The sequence below is a fragment of the Bdellovibrionota bacterium genome (assembly GCA_035292885.1).
In the GTDB taxonomy this organism is placed as follows: Bacteria; Bdellovibrionota_G; JALEGL01; order JALEGL01; family DATDPG01; genus DATDPG01.
This window is the reverse complement of the sequence record DATDPG010000182.1, coordinates 1-10045: the sequence shown is the minus strand read 5'-3', so window position 1 is coordinate 10045 and position 10045 is coordinate 1. Positions and strand designations below refer to the sequence as shown.

15 protein-coding genes and 1 pseudogene are annotated in these 10045 nt (G+C 52.8%); 9 read left to right on the top strand and 7 right to left on the bottom strand.

Annotated features, from left to right (window positions below):
- The 4 genes from VI895_13085 to VI895_13070 all read right to left on the bottom strand — a co-directional run.
- Positions 1-358: hypothetical protein (locus VI895_13085; protein ID HLG20733.1), on the bottom strand; the 358-nt coding region annotated here is incomplete at its 3' end.
- Between the two features lie 112 nt (positions 359-470).
- Positions 471-1022: a DUF6036 family nucleotidyltransferase gene (locus VI895_13080; GenBank protein HLG20732.1), complete on the bottom strand. Its 552-nt coding sequence runs from the start codon at positions 1020-1022 to the stop codon at positions 471-473.
- Positions 1019-1528 (bottom strand): helix-turn-helix transcriptional regulator, encoded by a 510-nt coding sequence (locus VI895_13075; GenBank protein HLG20731.1) that lies wholly within the window; start codon positions 1526-1528, stop codon positions 1019-1021. The genes VI895_13080 and VI895_13075 overlap by 4 nt, the downstream gene beginning before the upstream one ends.
- 429 nt (positions 1529-1957) lie before the next feature.
- Positions 1958-2662, bottom strand: coding sequence for a hypothetical protein (locus VI895_13070; protein HLG20730.1), 705 nt, complete (start codon positions 2660-2662; stop codon positions 1958-1960).
- Positions 2663-2753: 91 nt separating this feature from the next.
- Between VI895_13070 and VI895_13065 the strand changes: the two are divergent.
- From VI895_13065 to VI895_13055, 3 genes and pseudogenes are all read left to right on the top strand, one after another.
- A pseudogene (locus VI895_13065) lies at positions 2754-3134 on the top strand (pyridoxamine 5'-phosphate oxidase family protein).
- Between the two features lie 298 nt (positions 3135-3432).
- Positions 3433-3981: a hypothetical protein gene (locus VI895_13060; GenBank protein HLG20729.1), complete on the top strand. Its 549-nt coding sequence runs from the start codon at positions 3433-3435 to the stop codon at positions 3979-3981.
- On the top strand, positions 3974-4531 hold the full coding sequence (locus VI895_13055; GenBank protein ID HLG20728.1) for a DUF6036 family nucleotidyltransferase: 558 nt from the start codon (positions 3974-3976) through the stop codon (positions 4529-4531). The genes VI895_13060 and VI895_13055 overlap by 8 nt, the downstream gene beginning before the upstream one ends.
- Before the next feature lie 10 nt (positions 4532-4541).
- Here the strand turns inward: VI895_13055 and VI895_13050 are convergent, their stop codons facing one another.
- Together VI895_13050 and VI895_13045 are read right to left on the bottom strand one after the other, a co-directional pair.
- Complete coding sequence (locus tag VI895_13050) at positions 4542-5306, bottom strand: pseudouridine synthase (GenBank protein ID HLG20727.1); 765 nt, start codon at positions 5304-5306, stop codon at positions 4542-4544.
- Positions 5296-6135: a S1-like domain-containing RNA-binding protein gene (locus tag VI895_13045; protein HLG20726.1), complete on the bottom strand. Its 840-nt coding sequence runs from the start codon at positions 6133-6135 to the stop codon at positions 5296-5298. Before VI895_13045 ends, VI895_13050 begins: the two co-directional genes overlap by 11 nt.
- A 137-nt stretch (positions 6136-6272) precedes the next feature.
- On the opposite strand from VI895_13045, the gene VI895_13040 reads away from it, so the two are divergent.
- Both VI895_13040 and VI895_13035 read left to right on the top strand, forming a co-directional pair.
- Positions 6273-6395, top strand: a complete 123-nt coding sequence (locus tag VI895_13040) for a hypothetical protein (protein ID HLG20725.1) — start codon at positions 6273-6275, stop codon at positions 6393-6395.
- Positions 6396-6794: 399 nt separating this feature from the next.
- Positions 6795-7598, top strand: a complete 804-nt coding sequence (locus VI895_13035) for a PilZ domain-containing protein (GenBank protein ID HLG20724.1) — start codon at positions 6795-6797, stop codon at positions 7596-7598.
- Between the two features lie 29 nt (positions 7599-7627).
- Here the strand turns inward: VI895_13035 and VI895_13030 are convergent, their stop codons facing one another.
- Positions 7628-8218, bottom strand: a complete 591-nt coding sequence (locus VI895_13030; protein ID HLG20723.1) for a hypothetical protein — start codon at positions 8216-8218, stop codon at positions 7628-7630.
- Positions 8219-8396: 178 nt separating this feature from the next.
- Here VI895_13030 and VI895_13025 point away from each other — a divergent pair, with 178 nt between their 5' ends.
- From VI895_13025 to VI895_13010, 4 genes are all read left to right on the top strand, one after another.
- The gene (locus tag VI895_13025; GenBank protein HLG20722.1) at positions 8397-9062 is read left to right on the top strand and encodes a glutathione S-transferase family protein; all 666 of its coding nucleotides are present in this window, start codon (positions 8397-8399) and stop codon (positions 9060-9062) included.
- 118 nt (positions 9063-9180) lie between these two features.
- Entirely contained in the window at positions 9181-9366 is a 186-nt protein-coding gene (locus VI895_13020; GenBank protein ID HLG20721.1) for a rhodanese-like domain-containing protein, read from the top strand.
- The gene (locus VI895_13015) at positions 9367-9489 is read left to right on the top strand and encodes a hypothetical protein (GenBank protein ID HLG20720.1); all 123 of its coding nucleotides are present in this window, start codon (positions 9367-9369) and stop codon (positions 9487-9489) included.
- Positions 9490-9631: 142 nt separating this feature from the next.
- Positions 9632-10045, top strand: a 414-nt coding sequence (locus tag VI895_13010) for a YbaK/EbsC family protein (GenBank protein ID HLG20719.1), incomplete at its 3' end; no start/stop codon positions are given.

Sequence of the window (10045 nt, the reverse complement as noted above, 5' to 3'; positions counted from 1 at the left end):
AAATCGTCGGATTCTTTTCGCGTTTAGTCCCGCCCCCAAAACATAAAGCGGAGTTTTTCTTCGCCGTCTTTGCGCCTCCACCCCATGCATCTCCCCAAATAAAGCATTCTCTGCTTGGTCGGGCACCAAGTAACAACATCACGTGTGAGCAGGTGTGGCCGAGGTCATGTTCAATGTACTGTTCCTTCCATTCCGTGCGCAAAGCATTGGTTTTCACAAAATAGGAGAAGTCCTCGGTTCGATGGGTACTACCACGGGAAAAGTTTGCACGCGCCACAATTCGGTAGCTCGTCGAATCTGCCAGGACTCTTTCCTGTAAACAAACGAGAAACAACAATACCAAAACGATAACTTTCATTTTGCGATTCTAAAAGGTGTTCCGGGCAAGAAATGCAGGATTTCCTTTCTTCCGTCCGAAGCCGATTTTCAGGTTACGGTATGGATACGAACCGGGCGGTTCGTATACTCGACTACGACCGTCGAATAACCCCGTCCCGATGATTGATGCGCCGTTCAACCGCATTTCGCACTTCATCCTCCATTTCGCTGACGTCCGCGAGACGCCGCGTGAGAACGCCGGGATCGACGGCACCGGCCTTGAGAAGTGCCTTGCAGAATTCCAGATCCTTCGGTCGACCGGCGACGGCCTTGCTGATCCAAAGGTCATGAATCTCTAAACACCACGCCACGACCGGGCGGGTGGCCGGTGTTTCATAACGAATGAGCCGTTTCCGCCAGTTCTTTGGTAATACGGCCGTCTTCACGGTCACCCCTTGAGCGTAGTAACCGAACGTTTCGTGGAACATGGAAGCTTCCCCGATCGACCCGTCCAACAAATCGGCCTTGTGCCCGTCCGAATCATCCCACGCGGCAATGTCAACTTCCACGGATCGTTCCGCTTCCTTCGGAAACTTCTTCGGATTCGAACCATGAAGAGCCTGACTACCGATGACCAGGAGTTCATTGGTTCCCAGGACTGCACCCGCAGCGCGCACCGCGTGCTCGAATTCCCGGCGCTTCATTTCCTTTTTCCTTCAGAGGCAATTTCAAATGACCGATAGATGCTCGCTCGTTCACGCGCACTCAATACTCCCGCGAAGGGTGTTAACTGACGCAACTCGCGGGAATGGGGTCGTATGTCGGTCAGCACCTCGATCAACTCGGCAACGGGCAGCGATATGAGGAACCGCCACTCAAACAAGAGTGGCGAAGCGGAAGGATGCTTCGCGATCATCCTGTCAAGAACACACTTCGCCTTTCTCAACACAACCTCTGGTTCAGCCGCCAATTTCCTAGCGATCGACCGATGTAGACTCACGCTGCGACGTTCCTCACGTGTCATGGGGGGGACATAACAAATATCGATTTCTAGTCCAGACACGGTGGCCAGATGTTCAAGAGTCCGTAAAGTCACGCTCTTGCCCCCAGATTCGTACGCCGCAATAGTCGGCTGCGAGGTGCCACCAAGCTTCGCCAGGCGGGCTTGCGTGAATCCGGTATGGTGCCGTAATTTTCGAACTGGGTTCATTTATTCTATTATATTCGATCGGATATATTCTTCGCAAGTGAAGAAAGCGCTTAACATAACTATTTGAATAGCCAGCGCCCTGCTTGAAGCGAAGGGAGATACCAGGAAGAACCTCTGAAAGGCATTTCTAATCTGGATGTCGTGCTAAGCAAATGACCCTAGATCTTACGTAAAGAACGGCTTTATCTTTTGTGAAGACAAGAGGGGCAGCATCATTGAGATCCAGGTACTAAATCTCAGTGAACTCAGGAAAGACGCTACCCGTTCAGCAGCGTGAACAGCTTGATTTCCGCCATGCGTAATCGCCGCTTCGTCCACGTCGGCCTCCTCTCGGCCGACTAATTGGGCGTCGATCGAGAGCGCTTGGCGGTCGTCGGATTCGGAGGGCTTACGGGCGTAAAGTAAAAAGGCAATATCGTGACCTAATTGCTAAACCTGTTGTGCGCCACGTTGCAGTAACGCCTTCCGAAGACGCCACAACAGACCAATGATCAATACGCCAGAGAGTATCGTAGGAACAAAAGGGATCAGATAGCGTTTGAAGGTCGACATCATCTGGCCGGGTGTCGCAAGTTCGCCGGATGTCTCACGAAGGAACGTGGGAATTATGTACATATGAAGCACATTCGCCAGAACATAAACCCCAATCAAAATTCCAGCATAGATAGCCAGTTTGTCCCGCCCTATTCTCTTAAAAAGGACTTGGACGTAGACCCAGCCTAGAATAGTTAGCAGCCACCAGCTAATGATCGTACTCCAACCCACAATTGGATTTTGAGAGACGGCCGGAATCGGACGACTGATCAGGGAAAGAGCCACAAGGCCAACATGTGCTAGGACTACAATTCGTAAGGCGAGCCGAATATTTCTAAACGTTGTGGTCGATTCCCATGGTGGTTCGCTTGTGCCCTTCCAGATAGCAAATGCAACCAGAGTGCCTATAGCCAGAGAAATGGAGAGAGAGGTGAGATCATAATACAAAGCGAACGTCTCCGGATCGGGTGCGCCGGTGACCACCTTGGCAAAAACAGTGGTGGAAAGATAAGAGATAACTGGACTCAAAATAAAAACAACAACAAGGAGAAGAAGGGATTTTGAGGCCGTCGTTATCCAGAGCTCTCTCGATGTCGCCATGGCAAAGTACGATACCGCATCCGAGCTGAGCTTGTCCCGAATTCCGTTGGGACGCGTAACGTCATAAGATGAGTGCGAGGTCCTCGCTCGTTCAGCCTACAACCACACCATGAACTATCGGTCGGTCACAGTCTTCGGTAGAGGCAAGAAGGTGACCTCCAACGCCATGAAGATCCGCGCCTTGAAGGCCATATCCGACAAATACGTACCGGGACGCTGGGGTCAAGTTCGTTTTCCGTCGCCGCAAGAAATGAAGAGCGTCGCGGTCGTCAAAATCTCAACGGCTCATATGTCGGGAAAAACCCGGACCGGCCCGCCGAAAGACTTTGAAAAGGATCTCTCCGTTCCGGTTTGGGCGGGTGAAATTCCTTTCAAACTCATCCCGGATCGCGCACGCCCCGACCCTCTTCTCTCGCGCGCCATAGCTCTTCCTCGGAATATTCGACGGCTGATCCAAAGCCAAACGTTATAAAGGCCATATATAATTTCAACATAATGATATTATTACTATTTATGTAGTATATATCTATCTGTATTTATGATATATTTACTCCATGCTAACCGACCTTCTAGCTTGCTCACAAAAGCATTTACTGCCGTTGGTGGCGGGAATGTCGAGACCCCTATCGGTGAGCGAACTTTCTCGCCTCGCTGAAATGCCTTACTCGACCACTCACGCAACTTTGAACAAGCTTAGCGCCCTTGGATTCGTCGAAAGCAAACGTAAGGGAAAAACTGTGACGTTTCTACCGAACCGAAGGAATGATGTTGTGCGGCGCTTTTTCGATCTGTTGGAAGATGAAAAGCCGAGCCACGATTCAGAAGATTTCTACCCGGAAAATGTCACGGATGACGATGTTGAGTGGAACCTCGTCGGGCTTGGCGCACCATTAGCTGTGGATCAGACAAACCAAGGGAAGCGCCTGCCTCCAGAAGTGGCTTTGGGACTCGGCTTGCATTTGTCGAGAAAAAGACCTTCCTTAGCCCGAACTTTCCCACTTCTCTTGGCTAAACATTGGGCACATTTAAATCGGCCAAGACTGTGTCATGTGGCGAGAAAGGAAGGAGAGCTACAAGCGTTAGGATTCTACCTTGACGTTGCCGGTTTGCTTACGCGCAGGAGAACGCTCGGAACATTTGCGGATAAGCTCCTCGACCACCGGAGAAGAAAAGAAGAACTCTTTTTCTCCACTCCGGAGAACAAGTATTCCAGGAGATTGGCACAGAAGCGAAGAAACACGCTAAGTCGCAAATGGCATTTCTTGTTGAACCTGGATATGCAGGCTTTTCGATCGTTGTTCGAGAAATTTTATGGGTGAGATGCAACGTTATAGCCGCGAGGAAATCGAACGCCTGCTCACAACGATCGACCAAAACCTAACGAAGCCTGTGGATGTCATTGTGATCGGCGGGGCAGCGGCTGCCCTGGCCTATCGTTCGTCTCGGACTACCGTGGATATTGATACGGCAAATGCCGTTAATGACTTGAAGAAAGCTTACGACGATGCAAAGAAAGCAACGAAACTCAACATACCTCTAAACCCGGCTGGCGTCTTTGATCCACCTTACAATTATGAAGATCGGCTTGAGGAGCTTCGCAGCTTAAACCTCACTCGCCTCTGCGTGTTTGTACCTGAACTCCATGATTTGATCCTGATGAAAACGATGCGGGGAGATGGTCGCGACCTTGAAACCATTGAAGAGCTGGGAAGGAAGAACAAGGTGTCAGGAAGAGTCCTCGTCGAGCGATTCAAGAATGAGATGACGCAGGCGATTGGACGGCCGGAAGATAAGCGCCTGAAGTTCCTTGCAACCTACGCGACGTTATTCGGTGAGAAAGAAGCAGAAGCCATCGAAGCTCGCGTATGAAGGTGCTGGATTAGGAGATGCGCTCTAGGATTTTCTTGGGAATCGTCGGCATCGCACGACTGAGTTCGTCCACTGAGATCTTTCGAAACGCTCCGGGTTCAAGACCACCCAACTCTAGGCCGCCGAAAGCCGCGCGGCGAAGCCGGGTGACTTCGTGTCCGGCCGCTTTGCACAGCCTGCGTACTTCTCGGTTTTTTCCTTCCGTCAGCATCATCACCAAATGAGTCTCTCTTCCGCTCGCTTTTTGAATGCGAACCTCTTTGGCGATGAGCCGCTCCCCCTTTACATCGACTCCTTTTGTCCATGCGCGAATCGTTTCCGGTTTCACCTCGCCGCGCACGGTGACAAGGTATGTTCGAACGATGCCTGAAGCTGGATCCGAGAGAAACGCTGACAGCTGCGTCTCATTGGTCAGCAAGAGAAGACCGGATGTCGCAAAATCCAATCGCCCAACGGCATGCAGTTGCCCTTCGATCCCGGTGAGAAGTTCAAGGACCGTGGCACGCCCTTCCGGATCGCGGGTCGTCGTGACGGTGCCGCGAGGTTTATGAAGCATGTAGACCACTTTTCTCGCAGCCGTTTTGGCCTGTCCGTCGAGCTCAATTCGTGCACTCTCCGGCCGGACGGCATGCAATGAATCGGTAACGACCTTGCCTCCGACTTTCACGCGTCCCCGCTCGATCAGCTTCCGGGCTTGGCTGCGGGAGGCCAGGCCGAGCTTCGATAAAGCACGTTCGAGAGCTACGGTGCCGACCTTAAAACGTTTATGAGCCATGGAACGCGAGCCGGATCCCGTCCTCGCCAATGATGATCAAACGCTTCTTATAAAGTCCGCCGAGAGCCGCTTTGAATTTCTTCTTACTGACACCAAAGAGATCGTAGACCGTCTCCGGTGGAGTCTTGTCGTTGATCGCGAGAAACCCGTTCTTTTCTTTCAGAACGGTAAGGATCTTCGTTCCGATCTCGCTGGCGGCCTTGTGACCGGTTTTCTGTAAGGTCAGATCGATCTTCCCGTCCGCCCGCATCTTCTTGATATACCCGCGGAGCCGTTGACCAGGCTTGAGGGGTTGAAAGATTTCGTTGTCGTACAAAAGCCCCAGGTAGTGCTTGGCAATGATGGCCGTATACCCTAGATCTGTTTTCGCGCCGATCCATAGGTCCACACCCTGCCCTTCCCTAAAAATCCCTTGAGCACTTTCCAGATGCTTCTCGAGCTTCATGGAAGCGCAAATCCGGTTGCTGTTATCGAGATAGATATAAACGAGGACTTCCTCCCCCATTCGGGGACGGCTCGTTTGTTCGGCAAACGGAAGTAAAAGATCCTTGGATAGTCCCCAATCCAGAAAGGCTCCCACGGCCTCAACTCCAACCACCTTTAGGCGCGCGAACTCCCCGACCTTGGCCCGCGGCGCATCCGTCGTGGCGATCAAACGATCCGAGGAGTCATAATAGATGAACACTTCCAACGCATCCCCGGGGTTGCAGTTCTTGGGCACATACCGGGTGGGCAGAAGAATTTCACCGCTCTCTTTGCCATCGAGATAAAGGCCGAAGTCGACGCGTCGGGTGACTTTCAAGCGGTTCAGTTTTCCGATTCCAAGCATGCGGACCCGGCATCTACCATGGTTCACCCTTGGGGCACCAGGTGCCGGCGGCGATAATCCGAAGTTCAAATAGGGTGATTCGTGCGAACGAGGGAATATACTGGGCCCATAAAAAAGACCGATAAAAAGGAGATCCCATGGCGGACAAAAGTCAGAGGAACAAAGCCAAGACCAACAAACCGAAACTCACGAAGAAGGAAAAAAAGGAGAAGAAGGCCGCTAAACTTGCGGCCAAAAAAGTCTTCACTCCTTTTAGCTGACTGGACCCGAATCTCAGCGGAATAAGAAGAGGATCTCTTTGCAAAGACGCTCATGAACGCAAATCATTCACCGACCTCTGCGAATTCCCTACCGCATGTAAAATTCATCGACAGGCTCTGGGCATTTACACTTGCGGTCGCTTTCGTGGGGCCGTTGGCCCTTCCTCTTTTCTGGCGGAATCCCCGTTTTAGCTATCGGACAAAAATTTGGGTCAGTTTGGCCATTCTTGCTTTGACCGCGGGTTTGATTTTTCTTGCGGGCAATATGACTTTATTACTTCTGAAGCAAATCCGTGGACTCCAAGGCTAAACCCATCCGCACCCTCCTCGCCCAGCGGCTTCCTTAGTCGACCGAACCGCTTCCGGTCGAGCCGCACCCCTGACCCGGAACTCGGAGAATTGAAACGAATCAACCCCGAGAACAAAGGCGCTGTAATCGAGTATAATGAGGCGATCATGGGATCGGAAACTCCTGTCGCGCTTTCGCCGGATCTTTTTCGGCACGATCCCATTTCCATTGAGATCGTCTCGCCCGAGTTCGGGCAAGTGGCGTCTGTAATCCAGAGCCGCTACATCTCTGATAAAGGGATGGTGCTTGAATTCCTACCTCCTCTGGGCGACGCCCATCCGTTTAAGACGCGCGTCGTGCTCGAATTGAAGTTCCGGTTTCCGCATGACGAACGACCGCTGACCGTCAGCGCAAAGGTCCTGCGGATCGTGCCGCGCGGCCTGGACCCGGATCGAAAAGAAATTTCACTCGTCTCGCTTCAATTCAAGAGTCTGCCGCCGCAAGTGATCGACCAGATCCGGGCGTTGGAGATCGAAACGGAAGCCAGGAAAGGCCGGCTGCGGTCGGCCCGTATTCCGGTCCGTTTTCCCGTCGAGCCGGGTGGAATCGACGTCATCTCCACACTGATGGCACGGGATTTATCGATGACCGGCATGTTCGTAAGCTCCCGGGCGAAGTTCCCGGCGGGAAAGATCTTGCAACTCGGGTTCCGTCTCCCCTTTCAGCAGGCTCAGGTTTCGCTGACCGGGAAGGTGATCTGGGAAGGGGAAAAACCGATTCCGGGACTCAATGAGAAAGTACGCGGCTTCGGTCTCCATTTCATGGAGGTCCCGGCGACGACGCGAAACGCAATGGCGGTTTATTACGCGCGCTTTGTTCTGCCCCCGAGAGATTTTGGCACCCCCCCCGCCTAACTTTTTGCGAAACACCCATTGCCCCTGAATCACTTCTTGGCAACGGCGGTGCGAGCCAGCTTCGTGCTCCAGTCGCCCTGAACTTCCACTAATGAATTCGCCACGGACTTGGGATCCACGGAAACGTAACTCGAATTCTGGCGGATTTGTTCAAGCTTACCCAACGAATGATGTCCGGCGGGGAGAGCGTTCTGCGCCAAACGAACGTGCTCATCCAACGACCGCCAGTCGGATCTCGACAGATCGAGAAACGCCAGATCCACATATCTGGAGGCCGAGGCGTAATAGCCGATGGCCGCCGGGTAATAACAGGTGAAGTCATAGACTGCCGAATATCCTTGGCGACAGGATACGTATGCGCTGAGTGATGCTCCGTAGTACGGGTTGCCGTAATACGGATAACAATAATCGTAGTAGCCGTAGGAATAGGACTGAACGGGAACATAGGCCGAATAACCGTAATGACTAGGGTACGACACCGCCCGGACGGAAGGCGTGGGAGACGAATAATAGTACGCGTAGGCCGGTAAAAAGTGGGGGTTATGATCGTCGCCGCAGCTCAAACACCCGGCGATCAAAAGAAGCAGAACCCCGCACGCGAAATTGCGAACCGGATTCATACTCTATGTTGCCTACACCCTCCGATTTACTTGTCAAACTATCTTCGGTTGGGTCGTTTCATTGAGATTTGAGTCTGAAATCGGCGGAACGCCGTTAGCGCCGCCCCGATGCGGACTTTGATCCCAATTGACTTTCGCCGACGAACCGGCGAAAGAGCAGGGCATCAAGGAGGCTCCTGTGCTCAAACTGCATGGTTACGACCGTTCCCCGTTTTCCTGGAAAACACGCATCGTCTTAGAGGAAAAGAAAGTTCCTTATGAAATGGTGGCCCCACCCGAAAACAAGAACGAAGACTCCAAGTTCGGCCGCTTAAATCCGTTTCGTCTGACGCCGGTTCTTCAACTCGAAGATGGAAAGACGGTCTACGAGTCGACGGTGATCGACGAGTATCTCGAGGAGGTCTATCCCAAACCGCCGATGCTTCCGAAAGATCCGTACGAGCGGGCGCGCGTCCGGATGCTGGAAGACTCGACCGATCTTTATCTTTATCGAACTCTATCCGACCTTCGTTCGGCGGAATTCAATTACGAAGCTCCCTATCTGATCCGCAAAAAGAAGGCGGACGTAGATCATAAGCTCTCGGAGGAATCCCGAACCAAGATGCACGAACATCTTTCACGCCTTGAAAAAGAGCTGGAAGGAAGGACCTGGTTCGGCGGCGATATTTTCTCCGTCGCGGATGCTGCGCTTGCAGCGCCGTTGACAGGCACACTGACACTGATCGGCTTCCTTCCCTCCGACAAATATCGCGATCTCTCCGCGTGGTGTCGCCGAATCAAGGAGCGCCCATCGTATATCGCGGCGGCTCCCAAACAGCCCGTCACGCTGAAGGACGCTTCTTGATCTTCCGCCCGCCCTTCGCTAGCCTGCTTGCATGCATCGCAGTTGGCTTCCGGTTCTGTTTTTTGCGTTGCCGTTTTCGTGCTTCGCGGCGGGGCCGGAGCCTTTCCATATGCTGAGCGTGCAAGAAGTTTCGGACCGTCTAGGCAAACCAGGGGTATTTATTTTCGACGCCAACACGGAAGAGACGTTTCTCGCCGGCCACGTCCCCGGTGCAACTCATGTTCAGTTCAACAAATTCACGCAAGACGCGCTTCCCAAGGACAAGGAAGCCACCCTGATCTTTTACTGCAAGAACCCGCATTGAATGGCCAGCCACGATGCCGCGCGGCGCGCGGCAAAATTCGGTTATAAGAATCTGTTCGTGATGCCCGACGGAATCGACGGCTGGGAAGCCGCGAAAAAGCGGGTCGAGCGCGGATCGAAGTAAACCCACAACTCGCTTGCCGTTGTTATTTTGCTTTGGCCGGAAAGCGACGGCGGCGAACGCAAATCGAAACGCCTTTCAAAAAAATTGACCCCGGTCATGGCGTTTTTTGCTAGAACAGGCAACAAGAAGTTGGAGGTGAGCTATGGCAATTTTGGCACAGTTGAAAGATGTTCTTGATAAGAATCAGATCAAATACGTCGCCGTTAGACACTCTCCCGCTTACACGTCGGGGGAGGTCGCGCATCAAATGCATGTGCCGAGAACGCAATTCGCCAAATCGGTGTTGGTGAAAGCCGATGGCCGTTACATCGTGGCCGTTGTGGAGGCTGCCGATCATATTCATCTTCGACGATTGGCGAACTTGCTCCACGAGCACAAACTGAGACTGGCCGATGAGCACGAAGTAACGGAACTGTTCCCCGATTGCGAAACCGGAGCCATGCCCCCTTTCGGCAACCGTTACTGGTTGCCGGTGGTCGTGGACAGGGCGCTGGAAGAGCAGTCGGAAATCGTCTTTAACGCAGGCACACACGAAGACGCGATCCAAATGAAGTAC

Excerpts from the sequence above, each read along its gene's own strand:
- VI895_13080 (HLG20732.1), bottom strand. The coding sequence starts at position 1,022 with ATGAAGCGCCGGGAATTCGAGCACGCGGTGCGCGCTGCGGGTGCAGTC.
- VI895_13070 (HLG20730.1), bottom strand. The coding sequence starts at position 2,662 with ATGGCGACATCGAGAGAGCTCTGGATAACGACGGCCTCAAAATCCCTT.
- VI895_13050 (HLG20727.1), bottom strand. The coding sequence starts at position 5,306 with ATGGCTCATAAACGTTTTAAGGTCGGCACCGTAGCTCTCGAACGTGCT.
- VI895_13075 (HLG20731.1), bottom strand. The coding sequence starts at position 1,528 with ATGAACCCAGTTCGAAAATTACGGCACCATACCGGATTCACGCAAGCC.
- VI895_13015 (HLG20720.1), top strand. The coding sequence starts at position 9,367 with ATGGCCAGCCACGATGCCGCGCGGCGCGCGGCAAAATTCGGTTATAAG.
- VI895_13045 (HLG20726.1), bottom strand. The coding sequence starts at position 6,135 with ATGCTTGGAATCGGAAAACTGAACCGCTTGAAAGTCACCCGACGCGTC.
- VI895_13030 (HLG20723.1), bottom strand. The coding sequence starts at position 8,218 with ATGAATCCGGTTCGCAATTTCGCGTGCGGGGTTCTGCTTCTTTTGATC.
- VI895_13040 (HLG20725.1), top strand. The coding sequence starts at position 6,273 with ATGGCGGACAAAAGTCAGAGGAACAAAGCCAAGACCAACAAACCGAAA.
- VI895_13055 (HLG20728.1), top strand. The coding sequence starts at position 3,974 with ATGGGTGAGATGCAACGTTATAGCCGCGAGGAAATCGAACGCCTGCTC.